Below are 22074 nucleotides of genomic sequence, written 5' to 3' on the forward strand. Positions count from 1 at the left end.
ACTCGAGTTCCCCCTTCCCGGTCTTCAAGGATTCAAGTCGTGATACTCGTTATCAAGGTTGAATACCCTACAAAGATGATTTGCAGTCAAATGCAGGCGTCGCCCGAAGGCCCGGCCATAACAATAACCACAAAAGCCCCTCTGGCGCTGCCAAGACAGATTTTTAATCCTTTGATTTTATGTCTCGGAGAGCAATTATGAGCGATTTAAAACAAGCAGCACAGCGCGCCATCCAACTGATGGACCTGACCACCTTGAATGATGATGATACCGATCAGAAGGTGATTGATCTGTGTCATAAGGCCAATACCCCGGCCGGTCATACCGCTGCTATCTGCATTTATCCACGTTTTATTCCTATCGCGCGCAAGACTCTGGATGCCATGGGTGCCGATGATATCCGTATTGCCACAGTCACCAACTTCCCTCACGGCAATGATGACATCGCTATCGCGGTGCTGGAAACTCGTGCAGCAGTCGCTTACGGTGCTGATGAAGTGGATGTGGTATTCCCTTATCGTGCGCTGATGGAAGGCAACGAAACTGTTGGTTTTGAGCTGGTGAAGGCTTGCAAAGAAGCCTGTGGTGAAGATGTGCTGTTGAAGGTGATCATCGAATCCGGCGAGCTGAAAGACCCGGCGCTTATTCGCAAGGCTTCTGAGCTGTCTATCGATGCCGGCGCTGACTTTATCAAAACCTCTACCGGTAAGGTGCCGGTCAATGCCACTCTTGAAGCAGCTGAAATCATGCTGACTGTTATCAGTGAGAAGAATCCTGCTGTAGGCTTCAAGCCCGCCGGTGGTGTGCGTGATGCCGCCCAAGCTGCTGAATTTCTTGGCGTAGCCGAGCGTATTCTGGGCAGTGACTGGGTGTCTCCCCGGACTTTCCGTTTCGGTGCATCCAGCCTGCTGGCCAGTCTGCTGCACACGCTGGAACTGGCTGACGCACCAGCACCGACTCAAGGTTACTAATCCCCGCTGATTGTGATCCAAGTCTATTTGGGGACGTCAAAACTTGGTTAGTATCTGTAATAAAATTACTACACATTTGACGTCCAACCCCAATGCTGTAACAGCTTTTATAGACAAGGTTGCAGCAGAAAGGAGGCAGTATTATGTTTCTGGCACAAGAGATAATCCGTAAAAAACGTGAAAAAATGGCGCTTTCCAAGGAGGAGATCCAGTTCTTTGTCAAAGGCATTACCGATAACAGTGTGTCTGAAGGTCAGATAGCTGCATTCGGGATGGCGGTGTATTTTAACGACATGACCATGGATGAGCGCATCGCACTGACTACGGCTATGCGTGATTCCGGCACTGTGCTCAATTGGGATAGCCTGCAGCTCGACGGCCCTGTCATAGACAAACACAGCACAGGCGGCGTGGGTGATGTTATCAGCCTGATGCTTGGCCCTATGGCGGCAGCCTGCGGCGGTTATGTTCCCATGATTTCCGGTCGTGGTCTGGGCCACACAGGTGGTACTCTGGATAAGTTTGACGCCATTCCCGGCTATCAGACTGAGCCCGACAGCGAACTATTCCGTAAGGTAGTTAAAGAGGTCGGTGTGGCCATTATCGGTCAAACCGGCGATCTGGTGCCCGCCGACAAGCGTTTCTATTCCATTCGTGACAACACGGCCACCGTCGAATCGATCCCGCTTATCACCGCCTCTATTCTGTCGAAGAAGCTGGCTTGTAGCCTGGATGCGCTGGCGATGGACGTCAAAGTGGGCAGCGGTGCCTTTATGCCTACTTATCAGGCATCCGAGGAGCTGGCTCGCTCTATTGTTGCGGTTGCCAATGGTGCAGGTACCAAGACCACGGCGCTGCTGACAGATATGAACCAGGTGTTGGCCTCCTGCGCCGGGAACGCGGTCGAAGTGCTTGAGGCGGTGAATTTCCTTACCGGCAAATATCGTAATCCGCGCCTCTACGAAGTCACCATGGGACTTTGCAGTGAGATGTTGCTGCTCGGTGGCCTTGCCGCCAATGAGGCCGAGGCCCGCAGTAAGCTCAACGCCGTGCTGGATAATGGCAAGGCCGCCGAGATCTTCGCCCGTATGGTTTGCGGACTGGGTGGCCCGGCCGATTTTGTCGAACATCCTGAAAAATATTTGCCCCAAGCCAAGATTATTCGTCCTGTATATGCCGAGCGTTCAGGCTTTGCTTACAGTATGGATACCCGTGAACTCGGCTTGGCTGTGGTCACTTTGGGTGGTGGTCGTCGTAAGCCTGGTGATGCCCTGGATTACAGCGTCGGCCTGACACAGGTTTGTGCCCTGGGACATGAAATCAATGCCGACAAGCCGCTGGCAATGGTGCATGCCCAGTCAGAAAGCGCCTTCGAAGAAGCCGCTGCCGCTGTGCGCCGAGCCATAGTCATTGGCGACAGCGCCCCTGAGAAAACACCGGAGATTTATCGCGCCATCCGCGCCGCCGATCTCCAGGAGAAGTAGTATGAAACGTACCATTATTTTAATGCTGGATTCCTTCGGCGTCGGTGCAGCCGGTGATGCTGCCAAGTTTGGTGACCTGGGTTCAGATACCTTTGGTCATATCGCCAAAGAGTGTGCCGAAGGGCGTGCCAATGATGGCCGTGAAGGGCCGCTGAAGTTGCCCAATCTTAGCCGTCTGGGGCTGGCACATGCCGCCATGGAAAGCACAGGTCAGTTTGCCCCTGGGTTTGACGCCGATGTCGAGCTGATAGGCGCTTATGGCCATGCCGAAGAGCTGAGCTCAGGCAAGGATACCCCCAGTGGTCACTGGGAAATGGCCGGTGTTCCCGTGCTGTTTGATTGGGGCTATTTCAGCGACAAGCAAAACTCTTTCCCCAAAGAATTGACCGATAAGATCCTGGCGCGCGCCGGCCTTGGCGGTTTCCTCGGTAATTGTCACGCATCCGGAACTGCGATTCTTGAAGAGTTGGGTGAAGAACATATGCGTTCCGGCCTGCCTATCTTCTACACTTCGGCCGACTCTGTGTTCCAGATTGCCTGCCATGAAGAAAGCTTCGGCCTGGAGAACCTCTACCGTTTGTGTGAAATCGCCCGTGAAGAGCTTGAGCCATATAATATCGGCCGAGTCATAGCGCGACCTTTTGTTGGCAGCGGCGCCGCCGATTTTGCTCGCACCGGCAATCGCCGTGACTACGCAGTAGAGCCACCGGCGAAAACTGTGCTGGATAAGCTCAAAGCCGCCGGCGGCCAAGTGGTCAGTGTCGGTAAAATTTCCGATATTTATGCCCACTGCGGTATCACCAGCAAGGTTAAGGCCTCGGGCCTGGAAGCCTTGTTTGATGCTACACTGGAGCAGGTCAAGGCTGCCGGTGACAACACCATAGTCTTCACCAACTTCGTGGATTTCGACTCCCATTATGGTCACCGCCGCGACGTGGCAGGTTACGCCCGGGGACTGGAATACTTTGATGCAAGATTGCCTGAAATCCTGGCACTGCTGAATAAGGATGACTTGCTTATCCTGACCGCAGACCATGGTTGCGACCCTACCTGGGAAGGCACAGATCATACCCGCGAACATGTGCCGGTTCTGGCCTATGGCGCAGGTTTGAGTGCCGGCTCGTTGGGGCGTCGCAAGAGCTTTGCCGATATCGGCCAATCCATTGCCAGCTACTTCAAGCTGGAACCAATGGAATACGGCGAATCATTTATTCGCTGACAAGATTTGGCTCCCTCGCCGGAGCCGTCTTTAATAAACAGACTTGAGTCTTTATAAAACTAACGGGGTTATTTCGATGGCAACACCACATATAAATGCAGTTGACGGCGCATTCGCTGAAACCGTACTTTTCCCTGGCGATCCACTGCGGGCCAAGTACATTGCCGAAACCTTTCTGGAAAACGTAGAGCAGGTTACCGATGTACGTAACATGCTTGGTTTTACCGGTACTTACAAAGGTAAGCGTATCTCTGTGATGGGTTCAGGTATGGGTATCCCTTCCTGCTCCATTTATGCCACTGAGCTTATCAAGGACTATGGTGTCAAGAACCTGATCCGTGTGGGCACCTGTGGTGCAATCAGTACTGACGTGAAAGTGCGCGATGTGATCATCGGCATGGGCGCCTGCACCGATTCCCAGGTAAACCGTCTGCGTTTCAAGGGCCAGGACTTTGCCGCTATCGCCAACTATGAGCTGATGAGCGCTGTGGTTGACTCAGCCAAGGCTCACGGTACCAAAATTCGTGTAGGTAACGTGTTCTCTGCCGATCTCTTCTACACTCCGGATCCTGAAATGTTCGACGTGATGGAAAAGATGGGGGTACTGGGTGTGGAAATGGAAGCTGCCGGTCTCTACGGTGTTGCCCATGAATTCGGTGCCCGCGCTCTTTGCGTGGTAACTGTCTCCGACCATATCCGTACCGGTGAGAAGACCAGCTCTGATGAGCGTCAAACCACTTTCAACGATATGATCGTCATGACGCTAGACGCCGCGGTTACCCTGTAATCCGGTAGCGAACTGACATCATAAGGGCTCCCTCGGGAGCCCTTATTGTTTAAGCCTTTTCGTTTATTCCTGGAGCGCAGCTCTGCAGCAGAAGCTAGCTTTCAGGCTAGTTGTTCTTTTTGTTTGCTTCTGCAGTTTGTGACTCCCGTTTGGGGGCTACTTCTGTCCTGGGACGTTTACTGCGGGGATTGTCCGCATCGACAGGATCCGGGTTCAGGCTATCGCTGGCTTGCTTGGCTTGCTTGGCTTGCTTGGCTTGCTTGGCTTCGCTTTGGTCTCTTTGGTCTCTTTGGTCTCTTTGGTTACTTGGGTCAATTGGGGATGCTGAAGTTTCAGAGCCTGTTTCTGTTTGGATTTTTTCCCCTGTTTTATTGCCAATCCCAGATTCGGTGTTTACCTCTGAGAGCTCTGGCCTGGCAGCCTTTGTGGCCGATGCTTTGGCGGGCTGTTCAGCCTGTTTGGGAGACGTATTGGTGTTGAATTCAGCGGCAAGCTCTGTCTGGGATTCGCCTGTATCCGGGGCTGAATCTTGGCTTTCGGTGGCAATCAGTTCAGTATCCGCGGCTTCCTTGGCGGCTGCTTTGTCTTGCTGCTTGAGCTTTTTACGCCTGCGTTTGACCCGGGTGCGGCGGCGGTCAAAGTCGGCGCGTTTGAACGACAAGGCCCGTGATAATAGCAGGCCGATAAAGCCCGCGACTATCAGCATCAGTTGCTGCTGCTCCATATTCAGCTGGTGGGCTTCCTGGATCTCATTGAAAAACAGCTTGGGATCCAACCTGACTTCGACAAACCCCAGGTTGTTACCTTGCTGGATCACCGGCTCGACATAAGGGGGATAGGGCGCCAGCAGATCATCCAGTTCCGGGGAATCCGGCTCCAACAATTCGGGGCTGACGTCCTGGGCAAAGGATAAGCGCTGGCCATCCTCACTGTAGATAGTCGCCGCCATCACCTTGGGATCTTCCACCAATGCGCTGGCGAGCCACTGCAACTGCTCATCATTTTGCAGTTGCAGCGCCGGGGCGGCACCGTAGGCTGTTTGTTGCACCAATAATCTGGCCATCTTTTGGGTTTGGGTCTTCAGAAGCCGCTGCCCTTGTAGTAGGCTTGTCTGCCACAGCTGGACCAGGCCGACCAGCAGAGTGACGGCTATGGCGATCTGCAGCAGTCTGCTGATCTTCTGGCTTTTTTTAAGGCCCTTGAACAACAATACTTTGTCCCTTAATCAATTCGGTGTTTCCCTAATCATAATGGATTATGGGTATGCCCGATAGCCGGAGAGCAGTGACCATGGAGTCAGTCTTACCTTTTCCCCTGTTGGCCAGTCAGCGTCAAGATGGCGTCTATACCTTGAGTCTGCAGCAGCACACTTGGCCGGCATTCAAGGAAGGGCTACACGCTCAAGGCGAGCGACTGCGGTTGATCTTCAGTGAAAAGGCCGCGGCTGCTGTTGCCGACTTGCTTCTTGAGCTGGCACCGAGGGCGGTGGCAATTTTGCAGCGCGAGCAATCCTTGTATGGGCTTGAGTTACAACTCGAAACCAGCCCCTGTCAAGCCATGTTGCAACGTCTTGAGTCAATTGGCGAGCTGGATTACCTGCCCATAGCCGCGACAGCGAATTTACCTGAGCTTTCTACTCCAGGCCTGTTGGTGATGGATATGGACTCGACCGCGATTACCATTGAGTGTATCGATGAATTGGCGGCCGCTGCCGGAGTGGGCGCCGAGGTGGCACAAGTGACCGAGCGGGCGATGCAGGGAGAGCTGGACTTTGAACAAAGCCTGCGCCAGAGGGTGGCCAAGCTCAAGGGCGCCGACCAAAGTATTATTGATGATCTCTGTGCCCGCTTGCCCCTGAGTCCAGGGCTTGAGAGCATGATAGCCGAGCTCAAGTCCCATGGCTGGCGCACTGTGGTAGCCTCAGGTGGTTTTACTCCCTTTGTTGGTCATCTGCAGCAGTTGCTTGGGTTGGATGCCGCCTTTGCCAACGAGTTGGTGATAAGCGATGGCAAGTTGCTCGGCGAGGTTCGCGGCCAGGTAGTGGATGCCGCCTTCAAGGCCGATGTGGTGACAAAATGCGCCGAGCAGTGGCAGATAGCTGCCGGGCAAAGGTTGGCTATAGGCGATGGCGCCAACGACATCCCCATGGTGCAGGCGGCCGATTTTGGTATTGCCTATCATGCCAAACCTAAGCTGGCTGCGGCGGCTGCGGCGAAGATCAATAAGCTGGGCCTGCAGGCATTACCTTTCTTGCTGCAAGGGCGCTGAAGCGTCAACCGTTAGAACTAGAGTGATTGCTCTTGTTTTTATGACCGGGTTTTATTAGCTTCTGCTATAGAACCCGGTGACGACACAATTCATGGAAACTGTACAGCAATCAATCTTTCTGCCTTATCGCGATGGTGAGCTTCACCTTCGCAAAATTTCTCCCGCTGCCGGTTTTCGGCATCAGATCCCGATTTTGATGTTGCATGGTGCCATGTCCAACGGCCGGGTATTTTATAGCAGCAGAGGTCGAGGTCTGGCGCCGTTTCTGGCTCAGGCGGGCTTTACCGTCTATGTAATGGATAGTGCAGGTCGTGGCCTCAGCACGCCTAAGCTGGCGCGTGGGTTCGAGCTTGGGCAAGGCGAGGTCATCCGTGAACAACTACCCTTGGTGCAGCAATATCTGCTTAAGGCCGAGTCGCTGGACAAGCTGCATTGGTGCGCCCATTCCTGGGGCGGGGTGCTGATGGCCAGTGCCCTGGCCCGGTTTCCTGAGCTGCAAGCCTCGGTGGCATCACTGCTTACCTTTGGCAGCAAGCGCACCATAAGAGTCAGGTCACTGAAAAAGTGGTTGATGGTGGATCTTGTTTGGAACCGCCTGGCTCCCGGGATTGCCGCCGGTCACGGCTATCTTGCGGCCGACAAGTGGCGCATGGGTATGGATAACGAGAGCCGGGCTTCGCTGCAGCAGAGCATAGATTGGGTGCGCGGAGATTGGATAGATCATGACGATGGTTTTGACTATGGCCAGGCTGCCGCCAAAGCCACTTGGCCCAAGAGTTGGTTTATCGCCGGACAGAATGACACTGTGCTCGGCAACCCGGAAGATGTGTTGGATATGATGGCCGAATGCGGCTTGCAGAATAGTCGCTTTACCTTGCTGTCACGGGAAAACGGCAATCGCCACGACTATGGTCATGCGGATATGCTGACCCATGTGGATGCACCGACCGATCATTTCAACAAGGTGCTTGCCTGGTATCAGGGCTTTGAGCTTTCCAGCGTCAGTGATTGAGCTTCAGGGTTCAGTTCCGGGTAGCGCAGCAATACCTCGCTGGTGATCTCCAAAAACTCGCCGACGCCCACTACCCGCCATAGCATCTCTTCGAGCTTCTTGGCCTTGTGCTTGGCATGGACACCTATATATTCCAGCTCGCGGCGGATATAGCCCAGATCCGGTTTACCGGCAGCGCCGCGATAGACTTTCAAGGCCATAAAGCTGCCGAGCGATTGCGCCTGACGAATAAAATCTATTTGAGCCTGACGCTCTGTCAGCTCATGGCGGGCAGTGCAGCGCAGCCGCAACTGGCCGCTGGATTGGCGCACCAACTGCACAAAGACTTCGAAGCTGTCCATAGTCATCTGCGGCTTCATTGCCCGTATCGGACCGATAAAGTCGCGCTTCAGCCGGCCGTCTTGCAGTAAAGGTTCGAGATTGAACTGCAACTGTTCAGCGCTGCTGTTGGCGAACAAGTCGCTGACGACATCCGGCTCTACGCCGACCCCCAGCGCCGACAAACGGAAAGACTTGACGGTTTTTTCCACAAGGAAAGGCACTGAATGCAGTTTGCGCATCAAGAGGTTTTTCATTCCTTCGGCCAGTTCTTTGACCTCAGAGTTATCCTCTGTCAGTTGCTGCAATTTCTCGCGGTTTTGCTCTATCAGGCGATGTAAAAACTCCACTCCCGGATGAGGCGTGTGGCCCATCACCGCTGCCAGATGCAGGGTGACACCGTTTTTACGGCTGCGCACCAATCGATAGGGCAGCGCCTGCAGTTTTGCCTTGGGCGCCAGCTCCTGCAGTTTGGGAAAGCTCAGCAGCAGCGGCTCCTTGGGATTGAGAGTCGCGTTTTCATCCAGATTCAGCTGCAGGCCACGACTGGAAATATCATGGGTGATCCCTGTGTATTGCTGTTTGCCCTGACTGATGTTGACCAAGGTCTTGAAGGAGAACCTGGCTTCCTGGCGCCGCTCGCTGAAATACATGGACACCAATCGGATACTGTTGGTGGTAATTTTGGCTTGGCCGAAACGCTTGAGCTCATTGGCGTCCATCTTGAATGGCCAGCGACGATACTCTTCGGCGGCCTGTTCGTCGGTCACGTCCATCAACTGTAATATGTGGCTGTATTTGCTCAGCTGCTGCTCAGTCAGTGCCGAGTAGTTGCTGTCATCCCCCGGGAGCATGGAGGCCTTGTAGGAACCCCGGTGGTCTATGGTATCCAGGCTCACCTGGATAACCTTCCAACTGCCCTTGGTGGCACCAAAGCCCAGAAACAGAGGTTGCAGGCGGCTTTTTTTCAGCTCGCTGAGGCTGGCTGAGTAGAAGTAGAGTTGACCACGGGCATTATAGGTAAAGCTGAACAGTAATCTGTGGTCGGCGTTGTCCGGCTCGGCGAGCATGGCCGCCAGTCTCTGCTTGCTCAGCAGTCCCGGCAATTGGTTGATATCGGCTTCATCGAGAAAATCGTGCAGCAGTGCCTGATTGTCCCGGCTCAGCAGCAAAGCGCCAATAGTTGGGTTGCCTTGGCTGTCCTGCTCGATAAACAGCGGCAGGTGTGGCAGATGGGCCAGATAATGGCGCTCGAATCCCAGTCCTGTTGCTGTTGTCAGTACATCGTTGACATCCACCTTGTAACGGAACTTATAACCGCGAATAAGGCTGGCAAGTAGCTCGGAGAGTTGCTCACTGCCGCCGATGCGTTTTAGCCGCATCCAGCAGGTGTCCTGCTCTGTCTGGGCATCGACTATCTGGTAGTCGACTCCGAGTTGCAGATCCCGGTAATAGTATTCATCGCTGAGGTCCAGTAGCTTGACCCTTAGCGGCCGGTTAAGATCTAAGTTGTGTCTGGCAGGCAGGCGCACCCTGGCGCCACCGACGGAAAGATCTGCGGTATTGCCGCGCAACTCTTCTCTGCCGGGTTGGGAAACCGCTATCTTGATGCTGTAGTTCATCCGCTCTTCACTGCGGTTGAAGTAACGTCCCAGGACGATTCCGGGTACCAGATAGGGATTCTCCTGGCCTTCCTGATTGCGGGGCGTTTGCTGTAGTCGTTGGCGACGCTGGCGATGAGCCTCCATCACCTGTTCATATACTCCCATTGTGTACTGGTTGCGGTACAGCGCCAGTGCGGCATCTAAGGCCTCTTTGGCCGGGGCATCGAGATAATGGCGTTGGTCAGCGAAGCGATACTCCAGGCAGGGCAGTTCCGATTTGTCTCTGAGATCAATGATCCTCAGACAGGGGGAAGCCAGGCGCTGGATTTCCATCTTTAACAGAAAGCGGGTCGAGTTGGACTCTTCGGCGGTGAGCTGCAAGAAGATCTCACTAAAGTCCGGCTCCATCATCAGGGGCTTGAGTTGCTCAATCAGGGCGCTGTGGTGATCTGGGCTCATGGACTCGCTCTTTAAAGGGTGCTTATTCTTGTGCTGACTGTTAGTCTTATGTCGGCCCGGCTTTGGGAAGCTTGAACCCAAATCGGGATTATCGCGCTGAAACTATCACTTTGAAAGTGCAATTATTTTAATTAACTATTACAGATTTTACACAAGTTTGAACCCAGATGGCGAAGAATAAAACAGCATACGTGTGCAACGAATGTGGCCAGGACTTTCCCCGTTGGCAGGGGCAGTGCAGTGCTTGTCATGAATGGAATACCATTACCGAAGTCAGACTGGGGGCGGCCACACCATCCCGGGGGGGGCAGTTCAGCGGTTATGCCGGTGCCGGTGCCAGTGAGATCCAGACGCTGGATCAGATAGATCTCAACGAAGTGCCCAGGATCCCCAGTAGCTTTATCGAATTCGACCGTGTGCTCGGTGGCGGCATAGTCGCCGGCAGTGCCATCCTGATTGGCGGTCATCCGGGGGCCGGTAAGAGTACCTTGCTGCTGCAAACTTTGTGTCAGCTGGCAGAGACAATGCCGGCTCTCTATGTCACCGGCGAGGAATCTTTGCAGCAAGTGGCTATGCGTGCCCATCGTTTGGGTCTGCCCACCGGACGTTTGAAGATGTTGTCCGAAACCAGTGTCGAGACCATCTGCACTGTGGCACTGCGGGAGAAGCCGAAGGTCATAGTGATAGACTCGATTCAGGTGATGCATATCAGCGATGTGCAGTCTTCCCCCGGCAGTGTGGCTCAGGTTCGTGAGTCGGCCGCTTTTCTGACCCGTTTTGCCAAACAAAATGGTATCGCCATTATCATGGTCGGCCATGTCACCAAAGATGGCTCCCTGGCCGGCCCCAAGGTGCTGGAGCACTGCATAGATTGCTCCGTGATGTTTGAAGGGGACAGCGATAGCCGCTACCGTACCCTGCGCTCCCATAAGAACCGCTTTGGCGCGATCAATGAGCTTGGGGTATTTGCCATGACGGAACGGGGGCTCAAGGAAGTGGCCAATCCGTCGGCGATATTCCTGTCACGCGCCGATGAAGCTGCCTCCGGCTCCTTGGTGATGGTGGTTTGGGAGGGCACCCGGCCGCTGCTGGTGGAGCTACAGGTGTTGGTGGACAGCTCGGCACTGTCGCATCCGCGGCGAGTCGCCGTGGGGATGGATGCCAACCGTTTGGCTATGTTGCTGGCGGTAATGCATCGTCATGGCGGCTTACAGATGTCGGATCAGGATGTATTTGTTAACGTGGTCGGTGGTGTCAAGGTGACAGAAACCAGCGCCGATTTGACTCTGCTGTTGGCCATGGTTTCCAGTTTCCGTGGTGATATTCTGCCCAGGGATCTGGTGGTGTTCGGCGAAGTGGGCCTTTCCGGTGAGATACGTCCTGTGCCCAATGGTCAGGAGCGTTTGGTGGAAGCTGCCAAGCATGGCTTTACCCGGGCGATTGTGCCTAAGGCCAATATGCCGAAAAAGCCGCCTCAGGGGATGCAGGTGATAGGGGTGAGCAAACTCAGCGAGGCACTCGGGGCTTTATGATTGCTATGTGAGCGCTATGTGAGTGCTATGTGGAGTAATAGCCCGGCAAACAGGGCTATTGCCGCCCTGTGACCTGTGAAGCAGGAGCCGCTTCAGCGGCTCTGTTCATGTTCGGCGATAAACTGTTCCAACTCCCGGTGCAGCAGTGAGGCATCACCAAGATTCAGCTCCAATAGCCGTCTTAAGTGACTGATACTCTCGATATCAATAAGCCCGCACTTGAGGCCCAGAAGGCCGTTGCGGCGATACACGACGTCAGCCTCCATGCACAGTTCAACTTCGGACTGGGGCAGGCAAAAACTCAGCTTCAGCACGCCTTCGGGAGCGAAATCGGCAGGTTCTTCCACCATGGCGCCGTTGAGACAGAGATCCAGCAAATGGGTGCTCCACACCTTGTCACCGCAGCTCAGCTGGGCATCTATGCTAAACAGGATCCGCGAAAACTTGCGCTTTTCGTCCATATTCAGTCCTTTAATTTTTGATTCGTCCTTATTGTAGCCACATAAAAAGCGCTTAGCACCGAACTCAGGTCAAATATCTATCCGCTACAGACAAAATATGAAAAATTGTGAATAATGGCCTCTATCCCAGCCGGTTGGAATACAAGCATGGCATACCGCATATTGATAGTGGACGATGAGGCTATCATTAGGACTCGTTTAAAAGGCTACTTTGAAAAAGATGGTTACCAGGTGATGGAGGCCGCTGACGGTGAGCAGATGTGGCAGCAACTACAACAACAGCATGTGGACCTGGTGATGCTGGATATCAATATGCCTGGTGACGATGGTTTGATGCTGACCCGTGAGCTGCGCAGTCGCTCAGATGTGGGCATTATTCTGGTGACCGGCCGGGATGAGGCGATAGATAAAATAGTTGGCCTGGAAATGGGCGCCGATGATTATGTCACCAAGCCATTTGAGTTTCGTGAGCTCAGGGTCAGGGTCAAAAATCTGCTCTGGCGCATCTCTCTGGTGAAGAAGGCGCAGCAACAAACGGCCGAACAACTGTCGCGCTCGGACGACAATCTTTATTTCGAAGGCTATCACCTGCAGCTCAATAGCCGCCGTTTGAGCTTGGATGGGCAGGCTATCAAGTTGACCAAGGCTGAGTTTGAACTGCTGGTGGCCTTTGCCCTGCACCCGCAGCAGGTGCTATCGAGAGAGCGCTTGATGCAACAAACCAGTCACAGGGATCAGGATGTTAACGACCGTACCATAGATGTGATTATTCGGCGTCTGCGCAGCAAGCTGAGTCCAGAGCTGTTTGTCACTGTGCATGGTGAAGGTTATCTGTTTGCCGCCGATGTTAGCGACTGAGTTCTGAGGCCTTGGCTTCCACTCTGTATACCGGGTAGAAATCCGCCGGTGCCAAACTGTCATCCAGTTGCATGCTGTTGAGGTTATCCGGGCGCAATTGCAAAATTGCCGGGCCTATATCACCAAACGCCTTTTCCCCCTGCAACAGCCTAACGGCGAGATCGACCGCCAGCCGCCCCTGTAGTACCACTCTGTCATCATTGGCATAAGCGACCTTGTTGCGCTTGAGGCCTCGCATGACATCCGGAGACAAGTAGCTGCTTACCAGCGCCATTTTATCCGTCATATTTCTCTGTCTCAGAGTGCCCATGGCGGCTTCAATCGCCACAGCACTGCCGAGTAAGGCTTGTGGCAGCGGCGGCTTATTTTGGTTAAGCAACAGATTGAGCTGATCCCGGTAGAGATTGCGGTTGTTGTCGGCATGCATCACGGCCACGATCTCTACGGTGCTGTCTTGCAGTGCTTGTCCGACGCCTTTTTCCACCAGATCGGTACCACCGCGGCCTTCGGGGCCCGCCAGCATCGCCAGACGTTGATATGGTTTGGATGCGAGAAATTGACCTGTGAGATAACCCATCTGATACCAGTTGACTCCTATATGGGTTTGTACTCGGCTGTCTGCCAACTGGTTCACCAGCGCCAACACCGGCTTGGTCAGCTCAAGCGCCTGGCCCTCAAGCAGGTGTGGGCTGACGGCGCCGAGCAAAATGGCATCGGCATCACCATCAAGGCAGGATTTGAGTTGTGCCAACTGGGTTTGAGTGTTGCCATAGCCACCGGCTTCATGGAGTTCCAGCCCGAGCCCCAATACTTGGCTCTGTTTGGCTAAGCCATAATTAATCCCTATCCAGTAAGCATCTTTCAGATGCGGCACCAACGCGCACAGTTTCCAAGGTTTGTTGGCCTTGGTGAGCGGCGTGTGGGTCAGAGGGCTGGCCTGCTGGATTGCTTCGTTGAAAGGACTGCGTTGCTCCAGCTCCCAGATTTCATTGGCCAGCGCGGCAGGGATAAACATCAGCAGAGCCAATAACCACAGCTGTAGCGGTTTTTTAGTTGCAGGCAACACAGCCTCAAACTTGGCGGAAAATTGGCTCATGGGGAAGGCCCTGATATATGATGCAAGTATTCTACCATAGCATTCCTGCTGAATGTTTGAGTGAGTCAATGCCTATGCGAACCGGTATCAACAAGGATAACAAGTGAGACCTTTATCTTCATGGCTGAGCAGCCTGACCGGCCGTCTGATGCTGGCGTTCTGTTTACTGGCGCTGTTGCTGTTATTACTGGTGACTCTGGGCAATTTGAGCCTGCACTGGGTCAAGGGTGCCGACAGTTTTCTGTATGAGAAGGCCTTGCCCGCATCAGAAGCCGCGCGGCAGTTATCGCAGTCGGCCACCTCGTTGGCGGAGAATGCCCAGCGCCTGGGCACAGTTGCAGATGAAAAGCAGCGTCAATATTTGGGACGCCGCCTGTCTCTTGAAAGCAATCGCATGTTGGCGGCGATAGCGACCCTGGAGCAGTTGGCGGTGCCGGATTCGGCCAACCTTAAACAGGCGGCGGCCACCATTATCGCCGAGCTGACCTTACTCGGCGAACAGACTGGCGAGCGACTTGAGCGTACCCAAGCGCTGAAGCAGCAAGGACTTTTACTGGTACAGGCTTCCAAGCAGGCCGATAATCTGCTGCGTTCCGAGCTGGCGGTGCTGGATTCAGTTATTATTGCCAAGCTGAGCCAGATCCCTGGCGCTGAGACAGTAGATGACATTATAGAGCTGGATCTCAGCAGCGCCGAGCAGCTCAACCGCGCCCTGAAACTGACCCACAAGATAGCCTTGCTCGGGCAGATATTTGCCGCGGCCGATGCGCCGCAAGACTTGGTCGGCGCCATCAACCAGGCGCCATTGACCGATGATGCCCTGTCGCCGGGATTGCTCAAGCGTATTCCTGTGGCCGATTTGGTTCGGGACCCAGGTAGAGCCGAGGCGCTCGAGGCAGAATTTGCTCGTCTTGACCAGGTCATTGCCGGTCAACAATTGGCCGAAGCGATATGGCAGTTGCAGCAGCAACTGGAACAAAGGCAATTGGTGATTTCTGATAACCTCAAGTCGATGGAGCAAACCGTGGATGCCGCCCTCGAAGGCCAACAGCAACAGCTGAATTTGGCCCGCCGCGACTATCTGGGGCAGCTCAATTGGGCCAGCGCCGGGCTCTGGGGGACGGGCGCTTTGATGTTGCTGCTGATCCTGTTTGTCAGTTGGCAGGTTATCTATAAGGGCATCGCCCGGCGCTTGAGCGATGCCACCCAGGCACTCAGTCGCCTGAGTCTTGGCGATACCAATGTCAGTATACGCTCCTACGGTGATGATGAACTTACTGCTATGGCCTCGGCGCTGGAAGCCTTCAAACAGAAAACGGCCCATAATCAAAAGTTGCAGCAGGATCTGCAACGCACTGCCGCCGAGTTGACCGAGCATAAATTGGCGCTGGAGCTGAAGGTCGCCGAGCGAACCCGCGAGCTCGCCCAGACCAATGCCCAGTTGGAGGAAGCCAGTCAGGCCAAGTCGTTGTTTTTGGCAACCATGAGTCATGAAATACGTACACCGCTTAATGGCTTGCTCGGCACCCTGAGTTTGCTGGGGCAGGCGGAGTTACCCGCCAAGGCGCGGCAGATGTTGGCGTTGTCCCAGTACAGTGGCACTCAACTGCAAACCGTGCTCAATGACATTCTCGATTTTTCACGTCTGGAGCAGGGTAGGCTGCTCAATGAGCCAAGGGCTGTGGAGTTGCCGGCGCTGCTCAACGAAGTGACCGCCATCATGTTGGCCGGGGCCAATCTTGCCGGGCTTGAGCTCAGGCTGTTAAAGCCGGAATTGCCCGAATGGGTCTGGCTTGATGGGCCCAAGCTCAGGCAGGTATTATTTAACCTTCTGGGCAATGCGATCAAGTTTACCACCAAGGGCAGTGTGACTCTGGAGGTCAGTATTGAAGGTGCACGCCTGTGCTTCAGCGTGACTGACACAGGTATCGGCATCCGCCCCGAAGCCATGGCGCATCTGTTTACCCCCTATGCCACAGAGGCGACCCATGCCAGTGCCAGGGGTACCGGGCTTGGGCTGAGTATCAGTCGTGACCTGGTGCAACTGATGAATGGCCGTGAGAGCGAGGATGAGCCCGCCATAGACGTTATCAGTACGCCGGGACAGGGCAGCCGTTTCAGTTTCAGTGTGCCGCTTCAGCCCTGTGAGCAGGGGGAGCAACAATCGAGTCGCCTGCCGCAGAGTGAAATCGCCAAGCGGGTGTTGCTGGTGGAAGATAACAGGGTTAACGCCCTGGTGGCTCAGGGCTTTTTGGCGCACCTTGGACATGAATCACTCTTGTGTGTCAGTTTGGCTGAGGCGCGAAGTGTGTTGCTTGATAACACGTCAGGCCCCTTTGATGCCGTGATGCTGGATTTACAGCTGAGTGACGGCTCCGGCAGCGAGCTGTTGCCTGAGCTCAGGCAACAGCTGGGCACCAAGGTGCCTATTGCCGCCTTTACCGCCCAGTTGCAGACTCAGGACATGGCTGATTATCAGGCCATGGGCTTTGATACAGTGCTGGGTAAGCCCTTGGGATTGCAGGCACTGGCCAATTGGCTAGGGGTTGTCTCCGGCTCGAATCTGAGTGATGAGCGCCATAAGGAGGAGGATATCCAAGCGCCGGGCCTTAAATCCCGCAATACGGACAACGCCCAATGGCTGGCGCTGGAGCAACTTGAGCAGGACTTGCAGGTACTCGGCAAGGCCACTTTGCTGGAGATGCGGCAACAGTTTGTGGATAGCTGTGACGCGCAGCTGCAAGCTTTAAAGGCGGAGGATGGGCAACGGGATATCATGGCTGCCAAGCTGCACGCACTCAAGGGCAGCAGTGGCAACATGGGGCTTGAAGCGCTGCATTTGCGCTGCGCCGCACTGGAACAGTCCATCAAGGTTGGCAATCTTTTGAGCGACGAGGAACTTACCGAGCTGACAGATTGCGTAGCGGCATCATTGCAGGCGCTCGAAAACTGGCTTGAGCAGCAATCAGACTAAGGTGCTTTTTTACCTGGGGTTTAAGCGAAAGAGAGGAAGCGCAGTATTTACCGGCTACTGATGATATAGAAAGGGCGCCGCTCGATACTCGAGTTGGCGCCCTTTGACCCTTTGACCCTTTGATCCTTTGACCCTTTGATCCTTTGATTAGGGGGGGCTGTGTTACGTTTGATTCAGGCAAGCACTTGAGTCAGCACTGGTCTAAATCGCCTCGCTCAGTGCGCTGCGGCGCCTTTCAGCCATTCGGCATCGCTTTGAACAAAGGCCAGGGTCAGGCGCGCGAGCGCGGCATAAAAACCGCCGCGATCGCATTCGATCACCCGCTGACAAAATGGCTCCAACCAACTGAGCAGACATTCTTGCAGAAATTCTTGCTGCGTTGAGGCCGAGGCGTTCAGACACAGATGAGCCTGGTATGCCAGAATCACCGCCAGATGGTCGGCGGGCTCGGGGAAGTCACCGCTCAGCTGCAGCTGACTTCGCTGCAAAAAGGTCAGCATCTGTTGATGCTGTTCACCGAACAGGGTGACATCGTCATCCGCTTGCAGATAGAGGCCTGCATAGGGCGAAGCACTCTGTTTACTGCCCACCAGAAACAGCCCGCAGAAGTCTGCCGCCAGCTCCAGCAGCGCCTTGTCTCTGTCCTGCATCCAGGCGATGGCCAGCAGTTTTTGCTCCATCAGCTTGGCTTCTTGCTTGAGGGCAGGATCGCTGCTCAGCTGTTGCCAGAAGTCCTTGCTCTGCGGCGCCGTCAATTGATTCAGGCGCTCGGCATTCAACTCGCGGGCGAACAGGCCCGAGAGGAAGTTGTACAGCATGGCTCTGCCTTGATTTAACTGTTTCATTGGCTTACCTCAGTTATCTGCGAACCTTAGGTTAGATTTTTATCTCAATCGGACCATCGAAGGAGGATACCTTGGGCGCCTTGCCGGTGAATTTTTCAAACTCCACTTGGCAAGTGTAGGCCGAGCAAGCCTGCGCCAGCTTGGAGGTACCTATATCCTGAGTCAGGGTATTGGGGTCACCATAGCTGCACAGGGCACCGATTTCGGCGCCGCCTTCGACGCTGCCATCTTTGCCGACCGGGCCATACCAGGCGCCTTCATGGATCCGAATTACCCCTTTGGGGAAACGGCCGGAGACGACGGCACCGGCCAGCAGTTGGCCACGGTCGTTGAACACCCGCACCAGATCGCCGTCTTTGATACCGCGGGCCCTGGCATCTTCAGGGTTAATGTAAACCGGCTCACGCCCTTGCACCGTATAGGTTTCGCGATATTCCTTGGACTCACACATCTGTGAGTGTAGGCGCTTGTCCGGGTGGCAGGACTGCAGCCAAACCGGGTACTTATCGCTGCCTGGACCGCCGTGACTGCGCTCGGATTTTTCCATCCACACTGGGTGGCCTGGGCAGTCATCATAACCGAACTGGGCAATCTTACGGCTGAAGATTTCAATCAGGCCTGAAGGAGTACCCAAGGGGTTGATCTCAGGATCCTCGCGGAAGTCGGCGTGTCTGACCCAGTTTTGCCCTTCACCGAAGTGCACATAACCCTGCTTCCAGAACTCGTTGAAGTCCGGCATGGCAAACTTGCCCTGGTTGGCGGCCTTACACTCGTTGTAGAGTTTTTCCAGCCATTCCATTTCGGTTAGCCCACGGGTGTATTCCTTCTCTTTGCCGAGTATTTTGGCAAAGCGGGTGAATATCTCAAAGTCAGACAGACTTTCAAACAGCGGCTCAACCATCTTGTGCATCGCCAGAATACCGCGGCCGGCGTAGGCACCGTAGACATCGATATCGTTGCGCTCCATGGTGGTACAGGCTGGCAAGACTATGTCTGAGAAGCGGCAGGTGGCGGTCCAGTTCACATCTATGGAGACCACACATTCCAGCTTGCGGAACGCCTGCTTCATACGGTTTCTGTCCTGATGGTGGTTCCAGGGGTTGTTGCCCGAGAACACCATCATGCGGATATCCGGATAGGTGACCTTGCTGCCGTTGGCATCAATAGTCTTGCCGGGTTCCAGAATGGCATCTATCCAGCGGGCGACCGGAATGGTGCTGCTGGCACCCTTGAAGTCCTTGTTGTCGAACAGCGGCTTTTGGCCTTCGTCCAGGTTGCGCGGGAAGGCGCCCGGCGCGGCGGCACCTGTGGCAGGTACGCCGATACCTGAGTAGTGGTGGCCATAGCTGATACCACCGCCAGGCAGGCCTATCTGGCCTATCATGGTGGCCAGTACTGCTGCCATCCAGTAAGGCTGCTCACCGTGTTGCTGACGCTGAATGCACCAGCCCATCATGATCTGGGTACGGCCCTTGGTCAGGGTGCGGGCTAGATCGCGGATGACTTCAGCCTTGACGCCACAGATGGCTTCGGCCCATTCAGGAGTCTTGGCGATGCCGTCTTTGTCACCCAGGAGGTAGGGCAGGAACTCTTCAAAGCCCAGGCTATAGCCTTCGATAAACTTGGCATCATGCAGCTTGGCTGTGTACATCTCATGGGCGATACCCAACATCAAGGCCACGTCTGTTTGTGGGTTGACATACAGCTGCTCACAACCCAGATAGGCCTGGGTTTTGGTTTCGACCGGATCTATGCTGATCACCCGGATCTTACCGGCTTTGACCTTTTCCTTGAGCTGCGCCAGATAGGCGAAGGACTCGTGGGTTTCGGCGTTCCAGCCCACCTGCAGGTTTTTATATGGATCGTTGGACCAGAGCACTATGGTTTCGCTGTGCTCGAGGATCAGCGGCCAGGAGGTGCCTTGAGCGTACACTTCGGTAGAGCCCAGCACATAAGGCATAATCGTTTGCCCGGCGCCGGTGGAGTAGTCGCCTACTTTCTTGACGAAGTTGCCGTGCATAGCAATGGCGCGCTGCATATGGCTGGTGCTTGAGTGCAGTTGTCCGGTGGCACGCCAACCGGTTTGTCCGGCGTGCAGGCCAGATGGGCCGTACTGGGTTTGAATGATATCCAGCGACTCTTTGAACAGAGTCAAGGCCTTGTCCCAGGTGACACGAACGAAACGGAAGTCGCCGCGTTCATGGGTATTGCTCTTGTGTCCCTTGAGCAGGAAGTCGAGCCGCACCATGGGATAACGGATCCGTGATGGATTATAGACCAAGCCACGGATACCGCGGATCATGTCGGTGGGATACTTGTCGTATTCCAGTGGTTTGACTTCGGCGATAACCCCGTTGCGGCGCTTGATACGAAATGCACCGAAGTGGGAGCCTGTGGTCAGCCAGGCGTCACCGTCATCCATCCCCTTGGCCAGCGCCGACAGGGGAGCGAGTACCGAACTGCTTCCGGCAACCACAACGGAAGTGGAGGCCAGGCCTTTTAAAAAGTCTCTTCTGTTCATAACGCCAACCTCTTAGTGCTCTTCTTTGCTGAAGGTGGAAGAATGTTGTTGCAGGTATTTCTGCACCAGTGCCTGGGTGTCCTGATCCATGTTGACGAAGGCCAACATCCCCTGGAACATGCCCGGCCAGGTGTTGGCATCAAAGTGATGCTCATCGGGCTGGGTGTGACAGACACTGCAGCTAGAGGCATAAGTGCTGCGGGCATAGCCCCAGAGTGGTGCCAGTTCGGTCAGCAGATAATCGCTGTCGGTCCAGATCTCGGCTTCCACACGTTGCCACTTGAGGCCAGTCATGGGATCTTCTTTCTCTTCAAAGGTCTTGATCACCCCGTCGGTTTCGGCAGCGGCCTTGGTCAATTGAGCCGAGAGGATATTGATACCGAAGTCCATGTAGATCACCCGGCCGGCACCTATCTTTTTACGCCAGCCATCGATGGCGATTTTGACGCGCTTGCCCTTGAGCTCCAGTACCTTGATTTCGGTGGCCACGTTCAGAGTACCGGCTTCTTCCGCGCTCTTGTCATCCAGATACAGAGGCTTGGTCAAGGCGCTGAAATATTTGCCGCCCTGTTGCAGTGAAGTCTCACCCGAACCCACTTCGGCAATCAGTTCCGGGGCTCTGGCTGTGCCCATATCAGGCAGCTTGTGAGCTATGCCCTTGTGGCAATCGATGCAGGACTGATCTTTCTCGGCCGCCTGTTTCATCTGTTTTTGCGCCAGGGCTGACATCTCTTCCCATTTCATTGACTTGTAGTCATGGCAGTTTTTACAGGCCTGGGAGTTGTCACGGGCAAAGCGTTTCCATTCACGGCTGGCCATTTCCAGACGCTTGGCTTCAAATTTTTCCGGAGTGTTGACCGTTTGGAACAGCCAGCCCCAGACATCGTGAGATGCTTCCATCTTACGGGCTATCTTGCGGCTCCAGTCGTGGGGCACGTGGCAGTCTGGGCAGGTTGCCCGCACGCCGGAGTGATTCGACCAATGCACAGTTTGCTGCAGCTCTTGATAGGGATTGCTCTCCATCGAGTGGCAACTGATACAGAAGGCCTCTGTGTTGGTGGCTTCCAGCGCCGTGTTGAAGCCGCCCCAGAAGATAATGCCCATGATAAAGGCTGACAGGCTGATGGCGCCCAGGCTCAGGTACTTGGTTGGGCGGTTGAGAGTACGCCAGATTGCTATTAACCGTTTCATCTATTCAATCCTCTCTTGTATCAGTGACTGGCGACGCCGCCGAGGGCCAGCATGATCCAGATGATCAGGCCATAGAGGCTGATACCTGTGATGGTCAGGGCCGGAAACAGCATGAAAATAATCAGGCCGTGGGCCATAAGTTCCTGTTTTTTGCTTGATGTGGACTCAGACATAGTGATTGCTCCAACGCAGCAGGGTTTGCTTGATGGGGCCACTATAGGGAAAGGATGTGAATGGCGATTGCGCTGCCAATGAATGGGATTTGAGAAAATATGAAAAGTTATGAACAACTGCATATTCAGGATGAGCCACAGATCCCGAAATCTTTTTAGCCGGGGGCGCCAATTTGCAGTATTATCCGCGACCAACAAAGGCTGCGTTGGACATCGTTTGACGATACTCCTTGGTGCCCACCACCTGCAGGTCACGTTTTGTTGTGGATCTCTCACCCGCCCAGCGGGGCTCTCACCTGCC

The 22074-nt window shown here is 54.7% G+C and carries 17 protein-coding genes; 9 read left to right on the forward strand and 8 right to left on the reverse strand.

The window, feature by feature from the left end:
• The first annotated feature begins 197 nt into the window (after positions 1–197).
• From deoC to deoD, 4 genes are all read left to right on the forward strand, one after another.
• Positions 198–971 carry a deoxyribose-phosphate aldolase gene (gene deoC / locus SIL79_RS11630; protein ID WP_071475600.1) on the forward strand — a complete coding sequence of 258 codons (774 nt, stop codon included), beginning with the start codon at positions 198–200 and terminating at the stop codon, positions 969–971.
• 143 nt (positions 972–1114) lie between these two features.
• A complete protein-coding gene (deoA, locus tag SIL79_RS11635) occupies positions 1115–2455 on the forward strand; it encodes a thymidine phosphorylase (protein WP_144361806.1) in 1341 nt (446 codons plus the stop codon).
• Between the two features lies 1 nt (position 2456).
• Complete coding sequence (locus tag SIL79_RS11640) at positions 2457–3674, forward strand: phosphopentomutase (protein ID WP_044733933.1); 1218 nt, start codon at positions 2457–2459, stop codon at positions 3672–3674.
• 76 nt (positions 3675–3750) lie between these two features.
• A complete protein-coding gene (deoD, locus tag SIL79_RS11645; RefSeq protein WP_144361807.1) occupies positions 3751–4461 on the forward strand; it encodes a purine-nucleoside phosphorylase in 711 nt (236 codons plus the stop codon).
• A 106-nt stretch (positions 4462–4567) separates the two neighbouring features.
• On the opposite strand, the gene SIL79_RS11650 is transcribed toward deoD, so the two are convergent.
• Positions 4568–5671 (reverse strand): YtjB family periplasmic protein, encoded by a 1104-nt coding sequence (locus SIL79_RS11650; protein WP_233962546.1) that lies wholly within the window; start codon positions 5669–5671, stop codon positions 4568–4570.
• 107 nt (positions 5672–5778) lie between these two features.
• Between SIL79_RS11650 and serB the strand changes: the two genes are divergently transcribed.
• Together serB and SIL79_RS11660 are read left to right on the forward strand one after the other, a co-directional pair.
• A complete protein-coding gene (gene serB / locus SIL79_RS11655; RefSeq protein ID WP_405130437.1) occupies positions 5779–6729 on the forward strand; it encodes a phosphoserine phosphatase SerB in 951 nt (316 codons plus the stop codon).
• A 91-nt stretch (positions 6730–6820) separates the two neighbouring features.
• The gene (locus SIL79_RS11660) at positions 6821–7741 is read left to right on the forward strand and encodes an alpha/beta fold hydrolase (RefSeq protein WP_162206780.1); all 921 of its coding nucleotides are present in this window, start codon (positions 6821–6823) and stop codon (positions 7739–7741) included.
• Here the strand turns inward: SIL79_RS11660 and SIL79_RS11665 are convergent.
• Positions 7708–10122, reverse strand: a complete 2415-nt coding sequence (locus tag SIL79_RS11665) for a PilZ domain-containing protein (RefSeq protein WP_162206781.1) — start codon at positions 10120–10122, stop codon at positions 7708–7710. The two genes, SIL79_RS11660 and SIL79_RS11665, sit on opposite strands and share 34 nt — an antisense overlap.
• Before the next feature lie 167 nt (positions 10123–10289).
• On the opposite strand from SIL79_RS11665, the gene radA reads away from it, so the two are divergent.
• Positions 10290–11654 (forward strand): DNA repair protein RadA, encoded by a 1365-nt coding sequence (radA, locus tag SIL79_RS11670; RefSeq protein ID WP_039033655.1) that lies wholly within the window; start codon positions 10290–10292, stop codon positions 11652–11654.
• 92 nt (positions 11655–11746) lie between these two features.
• Here radA and SIL79_RS11675 read toward each other — a convergent pair whose 3' ends face one another.
• Positions 11747–12115: a PilZ domain-containing protein gene (locus SIL79_RS11675; RefSeq protein WP_039033656.1), complete on the reverse strand. Its 369-nt coding sequence runs from the start codon at positions 12113–12115 to the stop codon at positions 11747–11749.
• A gap of 147 nt (positions 12116–12262) precedes the next feature.
• Between SIL79_RS11675 and torR the strand changes: the two genes are divergently transcribed.
• Positions 12263–12973, forward strand: coding sequence for a two-component system response regulator TorR (torR, locus tag SIL79_RS11680; RefSeq protein WP_025009949.1), 711 nt, complete (start codon positions 12263–12265; stop codon positions 12971–12973).
• On the opposite strand, the gene torT is transcribed toward torR, so the two are convergent.
• Positions 12963–13988, reverse strand: coding sequence for a TMAO reductase system periplasmic protein TorT (torT, locus tag SIL79_RS11685; protein ID WP_052248009.1), 1026 nt, complete (start codon positions 13986–13988; stop codon positions 12963–12965). The two genes, torR and torT, sit on opposite strands and share 11 nt — an antisense overlap.
• 184 nt (positions 13989–14172) lie before the next feature.
• Here torT and torS point away from each other — a divergent pair, with 184 nt between their 5' ends.
• Positions 14173–17043: a TMAO reductase system sensor histidine kinase/response regulator TorS gene (torS, locus tag SIL79_RS11690; RefSeq protein ID WP_162206782.1), complete on the forward strand. Its 2871-nt coding sequence runs from the start codon at positions 14173–14175 to the stop codon at positions 17041–17043.
• Between the two features lie 215 nt (positions 17044–17258).
• Here the strand turns inward: torS and torD are convergent, their stop codons facing one another.
• From torD to SIL79_RS11710, 4 genes are read right to left on the reverse strand one after another with little or no spacing between them, the layout of a single operon-like run.
• Positions 17259–17888, reverse strand: a complete 630-nt coding sequence (gene torD / locus SIL79_RS11695) for a molecular chaperone TorD (RefSeq protein ID WP_162206783.1) — start codon at positions 17886–17888, stop codon at positions 17259–17261.
• A gap of 31 nt (positions 17889–17919) precedes the next feature.
• Positions 17920–20409 (reverse strand): trimethylamine-N-oxide reductase TorA, encoded by a 2490-nt coding sequence (gene torA / locus SIL79_RS11700; protein ID WP_162206784.1) that lies wholly within the window; start codon positions 20407–20409, stop codon positions 17920–17922.
• 12 nt (positions 20410–20421) lie between these two features.
• Positions 20422–21600, reverse strand: a complete 1179-nt coding sequence (gene torC / locus SIL79_RS11705) for a pentaheme c-type cytochrome TorC (RefSeq protein WP_039033660.1) — start codon at positions 21598–21600, stop codon at positions 20422–20424.
• A gap of 20 nt (positions 21601–21620) precedes the next feature.
• A complete protein-coding gene (locus SIL79_RS11710; RefSeq protein ID WP_025009952.1) occupies positions 21621–21773 on the reverse strand; it encodes a nitrate reductase in 153 nt (50 codons plus the stop codon).
• Between the last annotated feature and the right edge of the window lie 301 nt (positions 21774–22074).

Source organism: Shewanella indica (assembly GCF_033842865.1).
In the GTDB taxonomy this organism is placed as follows: domain Bacteria; phylum Pseudomonadota; class Gammaproteobacteria; order Enterobacterales; family Shewanellaceae; genus Shewanella; species Shewanella indica.